This window comes from Pedobacter deserti (assembly GCF_024436415.1).
Classification (GTDB): Bacteria; Bacteroidota; Bacteroidia; order Sphingobacteriales; family Sphingobacteriaceae; genus Pedobacter; species Pedobacter faecalis.
Genome location: NZ_JAFMZQ010000001.1, coordinates 1208941 through 1230796 on the forward strand (window position 1 = coordinate 1208941; position 21856 = coordinate 1230796).

The following is a 21856-nucleotide window of genomic DNA, read 5'->3' on the forward strand; positions in this document are numbered from 1 at the left end:
TTTTATAGTTTGGTTTTTTGCGCAGCGGAAATTGCAGCTCTGACGCTGCCGTGTTGCGAGAGCAGTTCTGCAGCTTCCGTTTCACTGACATTCAACTCCGCCATAATCATCTGTGTACCGCGATCCACCAGCTTATGATTGGTTAACTGCATATCCACCATTTTATTGCCCTTAATTCGTCCCAGGCGAATCATCACTGTGGTGCTCAGCATATTCAGAACCATTTTTTGTGCGGTGCCCGACTTCATTCTGGTTGAGCCCGTAAGAAATTCAGGTCCCACCACCACTTCCACAGGATACTCACAAGCCTGCGCAACCGGGCTATTTGCATTGCAGACAATACAACCGGTAAGGACACCATTTTCCCTGGCGGCGTTTAATCCACCGATCACATAAGGCGTAGTGCCCGATGCAGCGAGTCCAACGACACAATCTTTGTCCGAAATATTATAAGCAAGCAAATCGGCCCAGGCCTGCGTTTCATCATCTTCTGCATTTTCAACGGCCCTGCGTATGGCCGTATCCCCACCTGCAATAATGCCCACAACAAGATCAAATGGCACGCCGAACGTTGGCGGACATTCAGAAGCATCCACAACACCCAGTCGGCCGCTTGTACCCGCGCCAATGTAAAACAGGCGACCGCCCTGCTGCATCCGCTCCGCAACTGCGGCAGTAAGACGTTCAATTTGAGGCAGGCATTTTTCAACCTGAAGGGCTACCGACTTGTCTTCATTGTTGATGCCGGTAAGTATTTCGTGTACCGACATCTGGTCAATATCACGGTAATTTGATTCCTGTTCTGTTGTTCTGATCATAATAACTTGCGCCGGCTAAAATCGTGATTTTCCTATGAAATGGGAAATCCCTGCTTTTACTGTCAAAACAAATTAAAATCAGAAAGGTTGATAGTCAGTTTGGTATCTTTATTGCGTAACTTTGTGTATCTTAAAAATGAAAAAGAGCACTCGCGAAAATGTCTTTGTCGCACTTACTTACTCGGTCACCCTGATCGCAGGTATGTTTCTCGGGTATAAGTTTTTAAAAGACCAGGGCTATACTTTTACCAAAGTAACCCAGTATGCTCATAATAATTCTGATAAGGCTGAAGAAATCATGCACATCATCCGCAAAAACTACGTGGATGAGGTAAACCCAGATACGCTTACGCACCTGCCTATCGACAGCATGCTGCACAAGCTTGATCCGCACAGCGTGTACCTGCCGCCAACCAAGGCGAGCGAATTTGCCCGGGAAATGGCTGGAAATTTTGAGGGGATAGGCATTGAATACTATATCTTAAAAGACACCCTTCTGGTCACCAACGTGGTCAAGGGCGGACCGGCATACTTATCCGGGATACGGCAGGGTGACAAGATCCTGAAGGTTGATACGTTTGAGGTCAGCGGTAAAGCGCTGCCGCGTGAACAGATGACCGGACGCATAAAAGGGAGAAAAGGTACAGCTGTAAAGCTAACGCTTTTGCGGCCGGGACTGGCCGAGCCTCTGGTGCTCAACATCAAAAGGAACCGGGTTAGGGTGAGTACCATCGACGCAGCCTATATGCTGAACAATGAAACCGGATACGTCCGGATAAGCAGGTTTGGCGCCGAGACCGACAAAGACTTTGTCGACGCCATAAAAAGCCTCAAAGCTTCCGGCATGACCAAGATGGTGCTGGACTTGCGCGACAACGGCGGTGGTTACTTAACTGCGGCGACGGCATTGGCCAACCAGATTTTACACGAGAATGCCCTGATTGTATATACAGAAGGAAAGCACGAACCCCGGACAGAGTATATCGCAACAGGCGGAGGGGAGTTCGAAAATGGTAAGCTCGCGGTACTGATCAACGAAAATTCCGCCTCGGCAAGTGAGATACTTGCAGGAGCCGTGCAGGACTTAAACCGGGGCGTTATTATCGGTCGCCGTTCTTTCGGAAAGGGCCTTGTGCAGGAGCAATTTCCTTTTGGAGATGGTTCTGCTTTAAATCTTACCATTGCCAGGTATTACACGCCTTCGGGCCGAAGCATCCAGAAACCTTACAGCAGAGGCTATCATGCATATCAGCAGGAACTGAATCGCCGCGTTAGGGATTCGGCCCTTTCAAAGCATTTGAAAGACAGCATCAATGCAAAACGCTTCACAGGCGGGGGCATCCAGCCCGACATTTATGTGCAGCCTGATACCCTGGGCTTCAACCAGTTCTATGCAGGTCTGGCCGAAAAGAAAGTGCTTTCAGACTTTGTATATGATGTGTTGTCGGGCAGGTACACGGCAAACTATGTTGAGGAAAACCTGGTAGATTTCAATGTCAGCGAGACCGACTTCAAAGATTTTATCCGCTACGCATTAAAGAGAGAGGTTATCATAGATCCGAGGCAGCTCGCAGCATCCAAGCCCTTGATCATAAATGATATGAAAGTTCTTTTGGCTAAATATTACCTTGGTTCGGCAGGTTACTATAAGGCACTAAACCTTAGCGACCCCATCGTAAAACAGGCACTTACCGCACTCGAATAATATCCTGAATGCTATTTCTGGCGGAAGTAGATCTGGATCGGCACACCGCTGAAATCGAAGTTCTCCCTTAACTTGTTCTCCAGAAACCGCTTATATGGCTCTTTGATATACTGAGGTAGATTGCAGAAGAAAGCAAACATCGGAGAACTTGCACTGATCTGGGTGATGTATTTGATCTTGATGTATTTTCCTTTCGTAGCCGGAGGCGGGTATTTCTCGATAATCGGAAGCATAACGTCATTCAGTTTAGACGTAGGTACCTTCTTGCTTCTATTCTTATATACCTCGAGCGCTGTTTCAATGGCCTGGAAGATACGCTGCTTATTAATTACCGAAGTAAAGAGTATCGGCACATCAGTAAAGGGCTGCAGCTTCTGCTGAATCTGCTCCTTGAAAACATTGATCGTCTTGCTGTTCTTTTCTACCAGGTCCCATTTGTTGACCAGGATAACCACACCCTTTTTGTTTTTCTCCGCGAGGTGGAAGATGTTCACGTCCTGCGATTCAAGACCTTCCATAGCATCCACCATCAGAATTACCACATCCGCCTCTTCCAGGGCTTTAATGGTTCTCATCACCGAATAGAACTCAATATTTTCCTTAACCTTGGTTTTTTTACGCAAACCAGCGGTATCAATGAACATAAACTCATGACCAAACTGGTTGTAATGGATATGGATTGAGTCGCGCGTAGTCCCAGCAATTGGAGTCACAATATTACGGTCTTTCCCAATCAGCGCGTTGATCAAAGACGATTTCCCTACGTTAGGTCGACCTACTATCGTAATCTTAGGCAGTGAGTTTTCCTCTTCAGGAATATCTTCAAAATGTTCAACCACATCATCAAGAAGATCGCCGGTGCCCGAGCCGGTCATTGACGAAATAGGGTAGATCTCACCCAATCCGAAACCGTAAAACACAGAGGCATCATTTTGAAGCTGTGTATTATCTACTTTATTTACAACAGTGAACACTGGCTTCTTGCTTCTTCTAAGCAGTTGCGCAATTTCATCATCCAGGTCGGTGATGCCGGTTGTCACGTCCACCATAAACAGCAGCACGGTAGCTTCCTCTATCGCAATAATGACCTGCTCGCGGATAGCCGCTTCAAATACATCTTCCGAATTGGCTACATAACCGCCCGTGTCTATCACTGTAAACTGCTTGTTTGTCCATTCCGCCGAGCCATAATGGCGGTCGCGCGTTACGCCGCTGAAATCATCTACAATAGCTTTCCGGCTTTCGGTGAGGCGATTAAAAAGTGTCGACTTGCCTACGTTGGGTCTTCCTACGATTGCGATAATATTGCTCATGTTGTACTAGTGAAATGGTTTGACAATAGGGGGCGGTAAAGGTAAGGTTAATTTTCGTAGCCGAAGCTTTTTAAGTAGTTCTTTTTGCTCCTCCAGTCGGGAACTACCTTCACAAACGTCTCCAGAAAAACCTTCTGATCAAGAAACTTTTCGATGTCTTTACGCGCTTCCGTGCCCACCTTTTTCAAGCTGGCCCCGCCTTTCCCGATCAGGATATTCTTTTGAGAGTCGCGTTCAACGATAATCTCAGCACTGATGCGGGTGATCTTTTCCTCTTCTTTAAATGAGGTAACGATAACCTCAGTGCTATAAGGAATCTCCTTTTGATAGTTATTGAAGATTTTCTCACGGATAATCTCCGATACAAAAAAGCGCTGACTCCGATCAGTCAGATCTTCCTTATCATAATAGGCTTCATGCTCGGGCAGGTAACTGAGTACAGTTTCCATGATTCCGTTAAGGTTGTAGTTCTCAAGCGCCGAGATCGCAAAAATCTGCCTGGGCTTTAATGTTTCCTGCCAGTGGCTGATTTTCTCTTCCACCTGCTCCTGTGTAGCCGTATCTATTTTGTTGATCAGTACAATCACCGGAACCTCCGTTTTCGACAATCTCTCGATCACATCGTTCTCGTCATACTGCTCATTAATGTCGGTCACCAACAAAATTAAGTCAGCATCCGTAAGCGCCCCTTTCACAAAATTCATCATAGAATCCTGCAATTCGTACTTAGGTTTTATGATTCCCGGCGTGTCCGAAAACACAATCTGGTATTCCGGTTCGTTCACAATGCCAAGTATACGATGTCTGGTTGTCTGCGCTTTAGGTGTAATGATAGACAATTTCTCACCAACCAAAGCATTCATTAAGGTCGATTTGCCTGCGTTAGGCTTACCAATGATGCTGACGAAACCTGCTTTATGGGACATAAAAAGTTTTTTAAAATAAATTTGCAGTGCAAAGAAACGAATTATATCTTTGCATTCCAATTCGGAAGGAACGTTAAGGATTTAACAAACACCAAAAGAATTGTATATAGTGCGGGGTGGAGCAGTTGGTAGCTCGTCGGGCTCATAACCCGAAGGTCATCAGTTCGAGTCTGGTCCCCGCTACCTAAAGGTTCACAGTTGTAAAGCTGGGGCAATCTTTAAAAAGGCCCGTTCGTCTAGGGGTGAGGACGCCAGATTTTCATTCTGGAAACAGGGGTTCGATTCCCCTACGGGCTACAAAAAGGGAAAGAGTTTTAAAAAACTTCTTTCCCTTTTTTTATGCCTTTTAATTTCTCTTAGTCACGAGCTGCAATCAGTCACTTATTGTCTGGCTGTTGTATGTATAACGCAGAAATTTCAGTCTTTGTACGCCCGGGAAAATATAGTTTAAAACGCACTTCTTTATGGTTCTGACCCGCTATATTCGAACAAATTCAATGAATATGACTACAGAATTTCATCCAGATAATCCTATCGTTAGGCTCTGCATGCAGGGGATGCGTTTAGAGGAGCAGGGAAAACTTGAAGAAGCCGCAGTTCTTTTCCTTCAGGGCTGGGACGAAGCCACTAATGATTTTGAAAGATTTCTTATCGCCTGGTTTACTGCGCGCGTTCAGTCTAATGTCTCAGACAGAATTACGTGGTATGAGAGCGCCCTGGAGCTTGCGGAAAAGGTTGGGGACAACGCGGTTCAAAGTGCATTTCCTTCGCTGCACACCAATTTGTCCAAATGCTATGAGGAGGTAGGTAATCCAGAAAAAGCAGCAATGCATCAGGAGCTGGCCATTGAGTCTGTAAGCCAGCCTGCCGACAAAGGACCATTTTATCATGGTACTAAAGCGCAGCTCAATATGGGTGACTTACTGACTCCCGGCCGGGTTTCCAACTACCAGTCAGACTTGCTGATGAATCATATCTACTTCACCGCCCTGCCAAATGGGGCAGGCCTGGCGGCGGCACTCGCACCAGGTGAAGGCCCGGAACGCGTGTACATCGTAGAACCTACCGGCAGTTTTGAGGATGATCCCAATGTGACCAACCTGAAATTCCCAGGCAACCCCACGCGTTCCTACCGGAGCAGCGAACCGCTGAGGATAATTGGGGAAGCGAATGAATGGCAAAGAACATCACCGGAACAAGTACAGCGTATTCGCGACAGGTTTGCCGGTAAAAAAGATGACATTATTAATTGACGACTGTTTAACCTCTTTTTTTTAGCCCGTTTATTTCCGATCTTTATATCAAAGATATCTACTATGAGAGATAACGAAATTATACAAGGTACTCCGGTTTGGGTTTTGAACAGCATCGTTACCGAACTCATGCGTTACGGTTACAGTATCGCCATGCACGGAGAACTTGCCGACTTGAATGGCATGGTTAACACCGGAAAAGACGAGTTTATGAGAGAGGACTCCGATGAAGTGGAGATCATTTCCATAGACGACGATCTGGAACTGTTAAGTACGGTGAGCGATCCCGCAGTAAAATTAATTATGTCTGGTATAGAAAAGATCCTGGAATGCAAACGTACGTATCTGCTTGTCACCGGAATAGACGAATTTGAACTGCTGGAAGATGAAGACTGCGGCGATGAAGCAGAAGGTATTATGTTTGTCTACAACATCGACCTGGAGTGCGACGGATCTTACGCAAGTAAGGTCAGAAACCTGAGTACGTTTTACGGACATATCAGTTTCATGATCTACAGTTGTATCGGACGGCTGGAACTTGGTCAGCTGGATATCTTTGACGAAGGCGAGGCCTTATACTTCGACACTTCACAGGAAAAGCAATTGCAAAATAAATATTCCCAGTTGCTGGCCGACCTCAATCGCGACCTCATCACCGAGCAGAATGCCATTTGGGATTATGAGGGTACCCTTACTTAAACTTTAAAAGCATTGGAAAAATATTTTTGCATTTTCCAAAAAACTCTATCTTTGCACGCGTTCGGAAATAAGAGGTAGCTTTTACTACGTTCCGAATGATCATGGCCCGTTCGTCTAGGGGTTAGGACGCCAGATTTTCATTCTGGAAACAGGGGTTCGATTCCCCTACGGGCTACTTAAGGAAATAACATGTCATGGTTGTTTCCTTTTTTTATACGCTTAAAACCTATTGGCCACTGCCGCGCTGTGATTAAGTCAAATAATTCTCAATAATCCTGAATCTACGATTGTCGTTACTGTGTTTTAGCTTGCTTACAATTCCCATTATTTCATAGGCATGTAGGTGTTATGGCTAAATCTTATCCATTTGACGCACAAATAGTATTTTTCAATGGCCTCTTAATGATTTGCTACTGAACTCTTCCATCATTGCCGATTGAAATTCTTTGCAGAAAATCTCTCAAAACACATCTATGAACAGATTATTACACTCTCAATGTTTTCAAAAGGCGATCTTCCCGTCTCTGAGTGGGTAGCCTTTTCTTCGAATGAAAGGTACTCTACTTCAAATTTCGGTCTGATCCTTAAGGAGATCTGTGATCAGAGCAATAAAGCGATCTTTATTATATTTATCATTCCTTTTTTTATCTTGTTGGAAATTAATGCGCTACAAGCCACCTGATGACAAGACCATACTTCAATTACACAATAGAACAACTGGAAAAGGAGTTTTCTAATAAATCGAATGATCATGCGCTGGTGAAGGGCTTATTGATCGAACTTAATCATCGGAATACACTAAGAGCGAAAAAATTGGTGGCTCTGATTATGGATCAGGAGGAAAAGCAAGTTGCGGAAAAAGCGACAACATTAGAGTCGTTATCCCAAAGTAATATGGATCCAATTACATCAATAAAGGAAAACCTTGAACCTGCCAAAGTTAGTAAAGAAACGAGCCAAAATATTTTATCTGCATGGACCTGCCTAGAGGTGTTATCACCACAAACTTTCACTGAACCTAAGGACCTGGCCCAAAACGGAGATCCTCAGCTTATTTTATCGTTCCGAAGTGGAAAAGCTCCCTGGGAAGGGCCGGGTGGAATCTCAAAGCCCAACTATCAGTTATTTTACAATATCGTCATCGGTACAATAAAAGTTGACGAATCTTTTAAACTGCTTTTGAAAGTATATAATGATACCAGTGAGGAAAAGGCGACGAGAAAAGGAGAGGCGATCCTGGCGTCGGTTCTGGTCAACAACAAGGGTTTCATGGTTGAACCTCTATCGGTTTCCATATCCAGCTTTGCCTGGGCACTCGCGTATGCAATTGACGGACAACTGCCCAAACTTGATAATTGGTCCAATATTGAGCAGAAATTGCATGAAGAGCTAGATAGCATTCTAAGGCGAAAAGATGAAAATGGAGAGCCGATTCCTCTAGACCTTAATATCATTGACAAAGGATACAAGTGGCTGATAAAGAGACTGAGCATACCGCAAGATTTAGCCAGGCAAAATCAATTTGCGATTAAATACTATCATTACTATAAGAGCGGAGGCTCACCTGAAGGGCTGTTGTTGAATAGTTTTTATTTAAATGATCTGGCTACAGCAAAAAAGCTTGCCCAGAAAAAAAGTACAACAGCCAATTTAAAACGGTACCTGGGCGCCACCAGTCCAGAGCACTATTATAATCTTTTGGAAGATAATACAGCTCTTGAAAAATTATTAGCACCAATAAATATGCCTCCTGCAAGGTGGCCGGGAAAAGGCCTGCATCCTTTAGTCTTGCTTCAACAGGCAGCAGTTAACCTTACTTTCATGAGTCTGGAAAATAATGGCATTTTACCTGTAAACGGTCCTCCGGGAACAGGAAAGACTACACTATTGCGGGACATTGTTGCAGGGGTTATCACCCAACGTGCAGAAGCTATGTGCAGTTTCCATGATCCCAAACAAGCATTTCATACTACGGGGCAGAAAATTAATATTGGACAGGCCTGGCTTCATTTCTATGAACTCGACAGTAAGCTCAAAGGTTATGAAATGCTCATTGCATCGTCAAACAATAAAGCTGTTGAAAATGTAAGTGCAGAACTTCCCACCCTTGAGGCGGTGAGCAACGAATATCCGGAGCTACGTTATTTTAAAAGCATGTCTGATAGACTCCATAAAAAGGAAACCTGGGGAATTGTTGCGGCTGTGTTAGGAAATGCAAAGAATAAAAATGTGTTCCAGCAAACTTTTTGGTGGGATAAAGATTTTGGATTACGTACTTACCTCGCTGAAGCATCAGGAACGCCTCAATGGATAGAAGTAACGGATCCGAAAACGGGAGAGGTCAAACATGAACGCCCTAAGATTGTAACAGAAGAACAAGCACCTTCAAATCCTGAGAGTGCGCTTATGAAATGGAAGTTGCTGCGCCAGGAACATTTATCGCTCCTTGAAGAGAGTAAAATAAAGCTTAAAGAACTGGAGAAAACCAGAGCGCTCGTTATTTCATTAGAAGCATTTAAAATTAAGGCGGGTAAACTCAAAGCGGCTATATCTGTTTTTTCTCTTGAATATGAAAATGCTCAAAAAAAATATGGCCCTATTGTAAAAGATTTAGCCTATGCTAAAATAGAGCAACAGCAGATAGAAACCAGAAAAGCTGTCCATAGGCAATCAAGACCTGGCTTTTTTTCCAGGTTGCTCCGGTCGGCTGAGTTTTTACGATGGAAAGCCGGAGATTTAGCCTTATTAAATGAACTTTCCGCCATACTCACTAAAATCCAAAATCTGACAAAGCAAGAGGCTGAGCAGTCAAAAAATGTAAGTGAAAGCTTATCCAAAATGCAGGCAGCTGAGAAAGATTTAGGAATAGAAACAAACAACATAAATTCGACCCAAGAAAAATTAGAAGAGGCCAGTAAAAAAATTGGCAAGCATCTTCTTGGAGAAACTTTCTGGAGTCAAACCAGGGAAGAAATACATTTAATCTCGCCATGGTGTAATGACGAGGTGCAGCGAATAAGAGATAAGATTTTTATTTCAGCAATAGCTGTACACAAGGCTTTTATCGATGCGTCAGCACAAAAAATCAGGCATAATTTATCACTTATGATGATGGTGCTTTCGGGTAAGAAAATGCCGGATAAGGAAAAGGAAGCGCTTGTCCCAGATCTTTGGTCTTCGCTATTCCTCATTGTTCCTAGTATTTCCACCACATTTGCATCCATTGAACGAATGCTAGGCAAGATACCGCCCGAAAGTCTTGGATGGCTATTAATCGATGAGGCAGGCCAGGCAGTGCCACAGGCAGCAGTAGGTGCAATCATGAGAAGCAAAAGAGCAGTAGTAGTAGGCGACCCCATCCAGATCGAGCCGGTAGTCATCCTCCCCGAAATACTGACTAAAAGTATTTGCCAATATTTCAAAGTAGACGCCGACCGCTTTAATGCACCGGATGCGTCTGTCCAGACCCTCGCAGATGCTACCTCTAAGTACATCGCAGAATTTGATGGAAATGATGGAACCAGGAAAGTAGGGATTCCATTGCTCGTTCACAGGCGTTGTACAGAACCAATGTTTACCATATCGAACAGTATTGCCTACAGCGGAAAGATGGTACAGGCTAAACAAAAGGGAGAGTCTAAAATAAGGGATCTCATAGGAACTTCTCAATGGTTTGATGTAAAAGGACGATCGCTCGATAAATGGAGCCAGAAAGAAGGTGAATTGGTACTACAATTACTCCAGAAAATAAAGGAAGGAGGAATCAATCCGAATCTTTATATCATTAGTCCGTTCCTGATCGTGGCAGAAAATCTTAGAAAGCTCATTGTTAATAGTGGAATATTAGATGGTTGGGTGGAAAACCCATATCTATGGCCGAATGAGCGAATAGGAACAGTCCATACCGTTCAGGGCAGAGAAGCCGAAGCAGTTATATTCGTACTTGGAGCACCATCTCCCGAGCAAATAGGGGCAAGAAAATGGGCCGGAAACAAGCCCAATATCCTTAACGTAGCAGTTACACGGGCAAAAGAAGTTATTTACGTTGTAGGAGATAAAACACTGTGGAATACTGCAGGTATATTTAGCGAATTATCCGCTAATGTTGGTGTTTCTTGGACACAAACCCACTGAGATAAAATCTTGGTACGTAACGTTGATTCCTTACCATTTCGATTCAATTCAATCAACAAGGGTTGCTAATCAACGCTTGTGCTTAACAATAAGATTATACATCTTTTAATGGCATCTGAATCATAGTGACATGTTCAAAAAGCTGTCGTTTTACTAATGCTAGGCCCCATGCAATATAACAAGGATAACAATTCCTTGGAAACATATATTTATAGAGACTACTATGGAAGTTTTTACTGCTTATTACTCACGTTTTCGGGTTGTCAACATTGTACTTTGAATTTCAAGCCAAGCATTCAACAATTCCAATATGCTCTAATAGATCACTGGTTAATTTTGAGAGTGGTCGTCGTTCATTACTCGCTCTGTCTATATGATTTCCAAAAATTAAACGTTGAATTTCATTTTTGCTTTTGCCCATTTTAGAAAAATTCTCGGTTAAGCCTTGGTAATAGTCCTCATTGTAAGAGTAAGCTTTGATAATGATCTCTTCAGCATAGTCTAAGTGTTGCTCATACAACTCTTGTAAAGCAAATGTATGTATACTGTTATTGCATCTTGCTTTAAAATGTTCGTCACATTCAGTTATTGTTTCAAGTTGAATTTCGAGTTCTTTTCTATTGATCATAAAATCCACATGATTTGTCTTAAAGTAACATTTGCTCTCGAATCCTTCGTCGTAGGGGTATAGAAGCTCTTCTGCCGTGTCCGATTTAATGTGATTACAGGTCGGACAACATGGAATGAGGTTGTAAAACGATAAGGCAAAGTGCGGGTGTTTAGATTTTGATAAGAAATGGTCAAACTGTGGCCTGATTTTCTTTTTCTTGTCAATCGTGAAGGTATATTGTCTGTTGCAATAAGGACAGGTATTTACATTTAACTCTTTAGCTAACCAGTTGCCTATTTCCATGCACATTCTTTTGTATTGGTTGTCCATGTATGCGCGAAATGAATGGAAGTCTGCCTTATGAAGAGCATAGAGGCTTAGGAATTTTTGATTAATCTGGTCCGTTGCTGCTGGTTTCACCAATATGATCTCATCAAGATGATCTACATAATAAGTGGCTATAGGATTTGTTTTTCTAAACCTCCGGCTTTTTATGCTGTTCAGATACTGTAGTGCAATATCTTCAATATTCTTACGGTTGATCTTAATCATTTAATCTATCTTTAAGGATTCTTATTTCTTTTTCCAGTTCAGCTATTCTTCTGTTCACTTCTTCGGGAACCCCTTCCCTTTGCTTGTACAGTTTCATAAGTTCATCACGGATAATTGGTTCACCGATCATTTGGATTTCCTTCAATATTGTCGGCCTGATCGCTTCAGCATTTTCGAGTTCATCGAATAGTTGATTGATCTTCTTTTTTGCAAATTCACCGATTGGAAGTCCGTCAATGAAAAAACTGTTCCTGTATAATGTGTGTATGTTTGCGCCAAAAGTATTGTCCCGGCTGATCGAGTTCACGACCCTACAGGTCCCATTGATCTCATTTTTATCCAGGAAAATGATGTTGTCTTTTGGGAAATCAGAAATAATTATCGGAGAATGGGAGGCTAGTATGATCTGGAAAGTGTGATATGGAGTAGTCTTATTCAGGAAATCCAGCAAATTACTCAAAAACAATCTTTGCCACTCGGGATGAAAGGAATTTTCAGGTTCGTCAAGCAGTAGGATGATATTCTTATAGGTTTGGGGTGGTCTCTGCACGTTCTTTTCTTGGCCGTGGTCAATAATGACTTCATTGATGGAGGCATAAATACGAGATAGTAAATTGAGATATTCCAGCTCTCCAGCAGACAATCCGTGCCATCCTATTGTTAAATCACTAGCTGCTAAGCCTCTATGGTCTAGTGAACTAGGGTTTGAAAAAACGTCTCCCTTGAAATAGTAACGATATAGACCAATACGCAGGTTAAAAGATAGGTCTACTGTTTTGACGCCAAAAGTCCAGCTATAATCTGACCTCATTCCCATATTGTCAGGGTATTTGGTGAATAGAATTTTACCTGTTTCGTTCAAGCTGATCAGTTCGCTATACAGTTCTCCAGCATAGCTTTTTTTGATAAACTCCTCAACCGTGAGATCTTCTGGTACAATCTCCAAATCCGATGCGTTCTTTGGATCATTAAAATAGGCGTATAAAAATCTATTGGTGAAATGTTCGATAAAATCCATTTCGGGTAATGGCTTATCGATAAACAGTTTGTCATATACAGGATTGTCAATCTTTAGCTTGTTTGCACCTTTCTTAAACGTTATATTCAGGGCTTTTGGCAAGCTGATGCCCTTAAAATACGTAGCATTCGAAGAAGTGATCAATTCAATTTGTCTGAAAGTATCATCAATCATCAACCTCTCTATATCTGAAGAAGTGGCCTCTGGAAACTTCATTACTTTCCTATCTTCCCCGTATTTTCTCAGCAAGCCTCCGGTAGAAATGTCTTCAGATGTAATGCCTCCACCAAGGTCAAAAAGAATATTCTTTTCGTAGTGTGTTGAATAGTGCAGGAATTTTGTACTGACATCCTTCCTAAAATTGTTCAAGGGATACTGCACGTAATGCTTGTTGCGAAAGTTGTAGTTGCTGGCTATATCATTTCTATTTATGTACAAATATCCATTTCGCCGATAAATATGAATCAACTTCATTCTAGGTAGGTTACTTAGTCCAGATGAGCTGGTATAATACCTGAAGATAAATTCTAACAAGTTGCTTTTTCCAGCCCCATTTTTCCCGATGATCGCAGTGATGTTGTAGATGTTGTTGGCTTCCCAAAAATTCGGTAGATGTGCCTCATTCTTATTTACGTTGATATAATTTTTGTTTTGGTCATAGGATATTCGAAACTCGGGAGAAAAGTTGAATTCACAGTCTTTTATGTTCTTTCCATCGTCTCCAATGTATAAGTAAATTATTTCCATATTGCATTCTGAAAATTAGCCGGTCTCCTATTGATGACCACCAGCTTTTGAGTCTATTTACGCTTAAAGATACATTTCTTTAAATGATATATACAGTATACGATTTATGGTCAAATCCTAAGTCTCGTTCTATTATTTGTCATCGATGGTATTTTTTAAGATTGACCAGGTGAATAGGCCGATGGTGAACACGGTCAGTGCTTTCCTTTTTCCAGTTGCGCCGCTTTTCCACTTCCTAGATAGGGTTTGCTGTCCGCCCGTTTCCTGCGGGAGAGCCAACATTATAACTTCAATCCCCATGACACGCTGATCGAATCCTACGAAGAAAATAAAGCTATACGAGCTACTGATTGAGGTGGAAGAGGAGAAGTTGCTTATTTGGAGCGGCTTGTAAATAGCAGAAAAGATTGAAAACAGTAGTGTTCTTATTGCGGTTTTTTTATTTAACTGTTAACAGCTAAACTAAGAAAGCCATACAGAATGGACGACGGACCAAAAGACCCAGCAATATAAAGTAAGACTCTTAAAAGCAGCTATTTGTGTTGGAAAATTAAAATATTTGACGATCCTTGCATACAAAATATTATTGCAGTTATTTTAAATTAGCTAACATTTTTTAAGACCACTAATTATGATTATTGACCCGGAAAGCTCAAAAGAAATTGTCAATGAAGCAAAAGCTTTAGCTCCTGAAGTTTATAAAGATGTGGCAAAGCCAGCATTGCAAGAAGTCGGTAGTGTCGCTGGAAGGACTGTGAAAGCATTTTTAGCGCCTTTAAGGGGTTTGTTGTGGGGTTGGGAAAGAATTGAAGATTTTGTAGAAACTGAAGTAAAGAAAAGGTTAGACAAAATCCCAGAAGAAAAAAGGAAATCGCCTGAACCAGAAATTGCTGTTCCCCTTCTGCAGGCTTTAACTTATACCGCTCAAAATGAAACATTAAGAGAGATGTACGTTAACTTACTCGCGAACGCCATGAATGTAGATAAAAATAACGTCGTTCATCCATCCTTTGTTGAAATTATTAAACAAATGAACTCATTGGACGCTAAAGTATTTGATGAATTAGCGAAAATTAATGCATATCAAAAAATTCTAAATCCTAGAATTACGATAAAAGGACAAGGGAAGTTCTTTACGGGTGCTACCCCAGAATGGTATGCAGGCTGGACAATTGAAGGCTATTCTGAATTTGATGTTTCTGCTAGTTTAGTGAGGTTGAGTAAATTTGGTTTAATAGAGTTAATGTTCGACAGAACAGCAGGTAAAGATGGCTACGATAGTATTAGAAGCACTCCTTTTTTACGTTCGATACTAAACAAATATCAGACTGGAAATGCAGATCTAGAATTGGAGATTGGAGGTACAGAAAGTATCGTGTACGTCAATGAATATGGTATACAATTCAAAAATGCGTGCAAGTAAAACCATTTGTTAATACATACTTGGCTAAGTGTTATCTAAACATAAGTTTTCCACTTCGCTTTTCTATCACACCAAGCTCCGTCGGGTTAGCCACCATTTAAACAAGTGAAAATTTCAGAAAATACTTGAAGGATTAAAAGATAAAAGTCAATTCCATTACTCTGAGGTTGGCAAGAAAGATTTGGAAACTATGAGTTTGCCCAGACCTCCATGAAAGATATCTCCGATATCATTTGGAGGAATCTCAAAGTCATATTACGTTGAAATGTGCTTCTTAACAAAATTAGGAGTGGTAAACTAATTAATATCGAAAAACAAAATCCAACGAACTTGGAAATTTGATTGGATATTCCGGAGCATATTGACCCTCAGTTCGGTTAGCCTTTTGAAGTACCTAAGTGCTTGTAAAGCTTTAATTCCGTGGATGCTGCCCCCTTTGATTTGACATACGTATACTATTCCGGAGCATACTAGCCCCAGGGCGCGGCTATTTTGGAGGTTGTTCCGGAGCAAGCTGAACCTCCTTCGATAATTGTATTGATTTAGGTTGCTTTGGTGATTTGTTCACTAAAGCATACTATGATGGCCGGAATAGCACGACCTATGAGCCAGATCAAACAATTATTACGGCTGCACCAGCAGCACAGCGGGGATCAAGACCATTGCCCACGAAAACTGGGTATCAGCAAGAATACGGTAAAGAGTTACCTTTCCGAGCTATGCCAGATTAACTGGTCCATTCAGGAACTGTTATTATTGGGGGATCCTGTTTGGAGGCCCGTTTCCATGCCGGCAACCCGGCTTATAAAGATCCGCGCTATGACCACGTGGCGTCAAACTGGATTACTTTTGCTGAACAACTCAAGCTCACCAGGGTGACCTGGCTTTTGCTTGGCCCATAGAGGGAGGGTGCCAAAGACACCGTTACCCGAGAACCTGATGTCTGCCATGATCAGGTCCGCTATGAACCAGAACTCAAACGCGCGCTGGAAGGATCTTTCAATCAAAGGGAGGAAGTCAGAATGAACAAAGTTCACATCACACTCCCATCATTGTCGATGCGAGCGTTGCGGTCAAGTGATCCATGAAGCCCACACTATAACAGGTTCAAATCCCACACCTGACAGAGGCAGATTTTAGTATTGAAATAATATACTCTGTAAAGGCCGCCAAAATTTGGGGCGGCTCCTTAAGCAGGCATATGTGTTTATAATAACTAAAAGTGATTCTAAGCCTGTTGTAATTCAATCCATTTCTTGACGGTGTGTCTATGAACCTTTAACTTTCTAGCTATGTCAATCTGTTTCGCACCCAAAGCAATCTGTTCCTTAATAAAATTTTTATGGATGGCCAGAATTGGATTGCTCTTTTTGCTTCCTTTCGGACGTCCTAACTTTACACCTTGTGATTTTTTCCTGGCTAAGGCCTCCCGGATTCTTTGAGAAATTAATGAACGTTCAATCTCCGCTGAAAGACCAAAAGCAAACGCAAGTACCTTGGAATTAATATTATCACCCAATTCGTACCCCTCTTTAATAGCATACACCCGTACCTGTTTCTCCATGCATTGGTTTAATATGCTCATAATCTGCATGAGATTTCGCCCCATGCGCGATATTTCAGACACAATTAAGATATCGTCATCTTTAAGCTCATTTAATAATTTACCAAAGGATCTAATCGAAAGGTCTTTTCTGGAACTAATAATTTCTTCCACCCACTTAGAAATATGGAAGTTTCTTTGCTGGGCAAATTTTAGAATTTCAAATCGTTGGTTTTCAACTGTTTGTTTGTCTGTGCTTACTCTGAGATAGGCGTATACCATTTTTGGCTTTAATGTAGAAACAAAACACCAGTTTTTTACCAACCAAAAATGTTTTGTTATAACTGGTACTCAGTTAAGTTATTTAACTGCCTTTTTTAGTTCCAGACTATTTCGTTTTGCCTTTAAGGAATACTTTCCAGAACTTCTAGGAGATACCCGTGAATTGAGCAAAGTTTTTTTTGAAACTGTCGCAGTGAAGGAAATAGATAACGACACCAATCTTGCATTTGAAAATTGTTTGACAGAATTGGTTAAGGCGAAGTTGTCAGGTCTGCCAACCCTGTTAATTCAGCAATTAGTCGACAGAAAACTATTCGAGATTTATATGCTCACAGACGAAGAGATTAAGCTAGTAAATTTGTCAGAAACAACAGGTAACGAGGAAGATTCTTCGATAATAGATATCTCAGAACTGGTTAAATCATAGTGCTCAAAAATCAGTTTGTTTATTTCATTTTCTTCAACAATAGTTGATAGATTTTGGGCTTTCTGCTGTTCTATTGATATAACTTTTTGATCAAATATTTCTGTCTTAATAGGAGGCTTGATGGTTATGGTTTCGAAAAAAATTTTACGTATTTCTCTGGTATCACCCAGCAATTCAGGAAAATAATCTTTGAAGGCGAATTTGAAAAGTTTAGAGTTTAGAAATGCTGTTAAGTAACCAGGTGTCGAACTACTGAGGATAAATGATTTGTCGTTGGTAAAAAACTGGTGTTTATCATATACAAACGGCAAGTATTTTGTCATGTTCGGATAGATTATCTTAGGTTTTAAAAAATCCTCGTAATATGCAATGCTATCCTGCGTCTCAAACCACTTATATGACCCGGACTTGCGGCCTTTCCATTTACCTAATCTTTCATTATAATTTTTGGGTTTAGGTTCAATACGTTCTCTGAACTGCATTAAATGTTCTTTGATACCAGGATATTGATCAATATCGATTTTGAGGGCTGGGAACGTTCCGATTAACCATAGGTCATTCCATTCAGGGACGTATGCTTTAATGTCTTCTCCCCGAAGAAGAGGTTTGATAAGCTCAGCACTTTTAGGATCTTTCATAATGATCTCCTCCTTTATCTTTGTAGGTACGATAAAGGCCTCATTACAGCCGGTAAGTATTCCCCGATTGATTTTAATGTCCCACTCTTTCAGGGGTTTACCTTGTTCAACTATTTTCTTTATCAATTTATATTCGGCTTTTTGATAACAAACCCAACTTTTTTTGCCCGGGTTATCGATGTCCACAGAAAAGTAGTCAATATATTCTTCTAATATTGTATTCATATCAAACTTATCATTGACTCTACACATTTTTATCGATGTGGGCGGAGCGGCTTTCTCAAAAAACAACATATTAGTATAGGTCGTAGCAGATTCGAAAATTTGTTTCATCCCAAAATCAACTACAAGTGTAGGTCGGCATTTAGTAGCAAGGTATTCTCGCGTACAATCTCCATAATCAGTTCGCATCCATTTGTTACTTGTTATAAAAGCTAGGCGCCCACCTTCTTTAAGCAAGTTTAAGCCGTGCTCATAAAATAACTGGTAGATGTCACCTGTTTTTCCAAACGTCTTGAAATTTTGCTGTTCGAGTCCCTTCTTGATCTCTTCATTTAGTTTTTGCAGTTGGATATATGGCGGGTTGCCGATAATTACGTCAAACCCTTCAAATTCACCGTTATTTTTAAGAACCTCCGGAAATTCAAACCGCCACTCGAAAGCGTTTTTGTAAATAGCATTGTTTTTTATATCCTCAACAATTTGGCTGAACTTTTTAAGTTTCGAAGTGAGTAACCCTATATTGTCGTTGTACTTTTTCTTTTCCTTAGCATTTAGTTCAAAAATTCCTAGCTGAGCAGTGGTTTTATCTAGCTCGCTCTTAGCGTTGTACCAATTGGTGTAGTCCTTACTTGTCTTGTGTATTTCAGTCTTGAAATCTGCTTTTATGCTATTAATTATGCCTTGTAAGTCACGCTTTACTTCCCGACTTTTTTCATTTTTATATTGGTCAACGAAATCGCGATAGGTTTTTATGTCGTATTTAACACTTTTTAATGCTTTGGTTAAGTCTGCATCAAGTTTAAAACGGCTTAGTAAGCTATTGCCAGTTTTGATATTTATATCAATATTAGGCAATGTCTCCAATTGAGAAAATGAGGTCTCTTCTTTATAGTATGCATTTTTCAGTAATTCAATCCATAGACGTAAACGGCAAATTTTAACTGAGTTAGGATTGATATCTACACCAAAAAGGCAATTTTCTATGAGTAACTGCTTTTCATGAAAAAGAGTCTTCTGCAGGTGTTGGATGTCTTTAGAAACAGGTTTGCCGTCTTTAAGCTTATAGCCAAGCAGGTTGCCCTTTGGATCAGTAATGACAAGCTCATCATTAATTATATCAAACTCGTAATTACTGATGCTATTGCCTTCATGGTCAGCAAGTATTCCTAACTCTGCTTTAATATGGATTATCTCGTTCAACGCAGAAACCAGAAAGTGCCCAGAACCAACAGCTGGGTCACAAATTTTAATTGAGTTTATGATTTGATTGGCCTCTAATATTTCCACTGATTTGAATAGACGCCGAGTATAGTTGCGAAGATCCTTAAAGTCATCAAACAGCTTTTTTCCAACCCCTGCTAATGAGTCATTAAATTTTGCAACAATTGCTTCTCTAATGATTCGTTTACACATATACATGGTGATAAACGCAGGCGTAAAGATAGACCCGTCTTTATAACCATTGATCTTTTCAAACACAGTACCAAGTACTGAAGCACTAATTATAGTTTTATTTTCCTCTTGTACTGTATCATCTCCTTCACTTGCAAAATCATAAGCATCCAAAAATTGGAAAATATAATCCAATGTAGGAAGGGTACCCGCATCCTTTTTAGCCTCTTTTAGAACTGTTTGAGGAAAAAGTGGTAATCGTTCAGCTTGGTCTAAGGCCTGGATTTTAACAGTTTGATCTTCAAGTTCACTTATGTCAAACAAAGAACTATTAAGGTAAGGGACAAATGCGTATTTAGTCTTTACATTTTCCGTCCGTTCTTCAACTGGTACAGCTAATACTTTATGGAACAGTTTATATAGTTCTTTAAAATTGGGAATCATCTGACTGTTAAGGAACCTAAATCCCTCATCACCATAATGGTATGTTTGGAGTTGTCCTTCCAGTAACTTTAAAAATAAAATACGGTTAACCCAAGTAATACAGAGTTCAAGAGCAATAGTGAATGTTCGCGCCTCCAGGTCAGTACCATAACTAGCGAGGTCAGGAACGTGGTGTAACACATCTTCAGTCTTTAAAGCATCGATTGTTGCTTCTATCAATGATGCATTGTGACGACCCTCCTTCTTTCTTCGGATAATTGCCTTGTTATTTTCTTTAGCCTCTTCTAGCCCGATTAAATGCAAAAGCTCTTTATAGAACTTTTCATTAAGAGAGTTGCCGTCATTAGGCACGCCTACTTTTAATAAATATTGTGGTGATAGGACCCTGAACAATGCACTTAACTGCTTGTCATCATCTTTTTTATTATTATTATTATTAATGATTTTCGTATATTCTCTGATATCAAAATAGACACAAGGAAGGTCAATTTCCAAGTTTGCGAGAATCTTACGGATTTCTTCGTAAAAGAATGGGTTGTCCTTTCGGTCGTTTATATAAATGTCATATAATCTTTTAATCGCAGTATTGCGGTAAATGTATTTATCAAAGTAATTGGCATCAATAATATACCATTCATATATATTGGTGATCACTAACTTTTTGAGCTGATTGTTTCCTGCACGGCTGCGTTCGTCTAGATAATATAAGATCAGCTCATGCATGGCTTTCTTGTTAAGGTTAATAGCCGTAATCATTTCATTGGTATTGTTCGGTCGTTTAGCCTCGATAATAACACCAACCTCGCTTACTGTAGACTTGCCGATATGCACAACCAGATCCTTCTTGTCTTTCGTATTAATTGCATGAGAATCGCGATAATATGTGTCACGTAAAAAATCGCGTATGTCATTTTTTAAATGCTCCTCACTCTCATCCTTTGGCCTGTTTTCTATTACACTAATCTTATCAAGCAACGCAGCTAAGTTTAGTTTGAAAATATCAATCTCACTTCTTAACGGTTTTTGCTTGACAAATGCCTTTAATGCTTTTTTAGGTGAATGGATTATCAGGTTTATCATTGTCAGAATTGAGTACAATTTGTTTATGGATCAATAAAGATATTAATAATACCTACGTTTAGAAATTATCGTCAAGGCATCGGCAATACCGCATGCTCGTGGTATTTCGGGTATAGTTGTACGAATTCATTCAACAGTTATCAATATTATAAGGCTCGTCGAATCAGAGAACCGTATGGAAACCTTCGGCCTAGGCTATCTCCTTTGTAACTCATTTGCTTGTTTACGATTCGAACAGGAGGCCAATGTTACCTCTGCCAGCCCAGTAACAAGAAGTGTTTTAATCTCATTCGACATACTTTGGCCACAAAGATCAATTATCATAGAGTTGTGTCCAAAGCAACATAACCATTTTATAAAATAACAAGCCATCGAGCAAACGCGATATAAACGTGTAAGAGATGTCTGCAAAATCCCAAGAAGTTCAAATGCGATAGTAAGGTTCCGCAAGGGCTAGACCTCCTACGCAAATCCTAACAGGGGCCTAGCTGATCACTAGTTGGACCGTATAATTGGAATCGAATATCGAATCCTAGTTAAGCCTTCAAGTGTAGTGGACGGCGACTGCCACACACACACACATTCCGGCTACCCCACGGTCCCCGTGTTCGGTCATTCTTCGGGCTTAGA

The 21856-nt window shown here is 40.8% G+C and carries 13 protein-coding genes and 3 tRNA genes; 8 read left to right on the top strand and 8 right to left on the bottom strand.

From position 1 onward, the window contains the following. Positions 1–2 precede the first annotated feature (2 nt). Positions 3–818 (bottom strand): N-acetylmuramic acid 6-phosphate etherase, encoded by an 816-nt coding sequence (murQ, locus tag J3P40_RS05505; protein ID WP_256003642.1) that lies wholly within the window; start codon positions 816–818, stop codon positions 3–5. A 136-nt stretch (positions 819–954) separates the two neighbouring features. Here murQ and J3P40_RS05510 point away from each other — a divergent pair, with 136 nt between their 5' ends. Then, positions 955–2523, top strand: coding sequence for a S41 family peptidase (locus J3P40_RS05510; RefSeq protein WP_256003645.1), 1569 nt, complete (start codon positions 955–957; stop codon positions 2521–2523). Positions 2524–2534: 11 nt separating this feature from the next. On the opposite strand, the gene der is transcribed toward J3P40_RS05510, so the two are convergent. Both der and era read right to left on the bottom strand, forming a co-directional pair. Beyond that, positions 2535–3836, bottom strand: a complete 1302-nt coding sequence (gene der, locus J3P40_RS05515; RefSeq protein ID WP_256003647.1) for a ribosome biogenesis GTPase Der — start codon at positions 3834–3836, stop codon at positions 2535–2537. 47 nt (positions 3837–3883) lie between these two features. Then, positions 3884–4762 (bottom strand): GTPase Era, encoded by an 879-nt coding sequence (era, locus tag J3P40_RS05520; RefSeq protein WP_256003648.1) that lies wholly within the window; start codon positions 4760–4762, stop codon positions 3884–3886. A 110-nt stretch (positions 4763–4872) separates the two neighbouring features. Here era and J3P40_RS05525 point away from each other — a divergent pair. From J3P40_RS05525 to J3P40_RS05550, 6 genes are all read left to right on the top strand, one after another. Next, positions 4873–4945, top strand: a tRNA-Met gene (locus J3P40_RS05525). Positions 4946–4987: 42 nt separating this feature from the next. Continuing rightward, positions 4988–5059: transfer RNA gene (locus tag J3P40_RS05530), tRNA-Glu, on the top strand. Positions 5060–5589: 530 nt separating this feature from the next. Then, positions 5590–6015 (top strand): NAD(+)--rifampin ADP-ribosyltransferase, encoded by a 426-nt coding sequence (gene arr / locus J3P40_RS17800; protein WP_370687724.1) that lies wholly within the window; start codon positions 5590–5592, stop codon positions 6013–6015. Between the two features lie 63 nt (positions 6016–6078). Continuing rightward, positions 6079–6714, top strand: coding sequence for a hypothetical protein (locus tag J3P40_RS05540; protein ID WP_256003650.1), 636 nt, complete (start codon positions 6079–6081; stop codon positions 6712–6714). Positions 6715–6817: 103 nt separating this feature from the next. Further along, positions 6818–6889, top strand: a tRNA-Glu gene (locus tag J3P40_RS05545). 506 nt (positions 6890–7395) lie between these two features. Next, a complete protein-coding gene (locus tag J3P40_RS05550) occupies positions 7396–10848 on the top strand; it encodes a DEAD/DEAH box helicase (protein WP_256003651.1) in 3453 nt (1150 codons plus the stop codon). Positions 10849–11131: 283 nt separating this feature from the next. On the opposite strand, the gene J3P40_RS05555 is transcribed toward J3P40_RS05550, so the two are convergent. Together J3P40_RS05555 and J3P40_RS05560 are read right to left on the bottom strand one after the other, a co-directional pair. Next, positions 11132–12010, bottom strand: coding sequence for an HNH endonuclease (locus J3P40_RS05555; protein ID WP_256003654.1), 879 nt, complete (start codon positions 12008–12010; stop codon positions 11132–11134). Continuing rightward, positions 12003–13775: an AAA family ATPase gene (locus tag J3P40_RS05560; protein WP_256003656.1), complete on the bottom strand. Its 1773-nt coding sequence runs from the start codon at positions 13773–13775 to the stop codon at positions 12003–12005. Before J3P40_RS05560 ends, J3P40_RS05555 begins: the two co-directional genes overlap by 8 nt. A 631-nt stretch (positions 13776–14406) precedes the next feature. On the opposite strand from J3P40_RS05560, the gene J3P40_RS05565 reads away from it, so the two are divergent. After that, complete coding sequence (locus tag J3P40_RS05565; protein WP_256003658.1) at positions 14407–15198, top strand: DUF4393 domain-containing protein; 792 nt, start codon at positions 14407–14409, stop codon at positions 15196–15198. 833 nt (positions 15199–16031) lie between these two features. Here the strand turns inward: J3P40_RS05565 and J3P40_RS05570 are convergent. The 3 genes from J3P40_RS05570 to J3P40_RS05580 form a co-directional block, all read right to left on the bottom strand. After that, a complete protein-coding gene (locus J3P40_RS05570; RefSeq protein WP_256003660.1) occupies positions 16032–16205 on the bottom strand; it encodes a hypothetical protein in 174 nt (57 codons plus the stop codon). 221 nt (positions 16206–16426) lie between these two features. Further along, positions 16427–17065 carry a master DNA invertase Mpi family serine-type recombinase gene (locus J3P40_RS05575; RefSeq protein ID WP_256003661.1) on the bottom strand — a complete coding sequence of 213 codons (639 nt, stop codon included), beginning with the start codon at positions 17063–17065 and terminating at the stop codon, positions 16427–16429. Between the two features lie 279 nt (positions 17066–17344). Beyond that, positions 17345–21226 carry a type IIG restriction enzyme/methyltransferase gene (locus tag J3P40_RS05580; protein ID WP_256003662.1) on the bottom strand — a complete coding sequence of 1294 codons (3882 nt, stop codon included), beginning with the start codon at positions 21224–21226 and terminating at the stop codon, positions 17345–17347. Between the last annotated feature and the right edge of the window lie 630 nt (positions 21227–21856).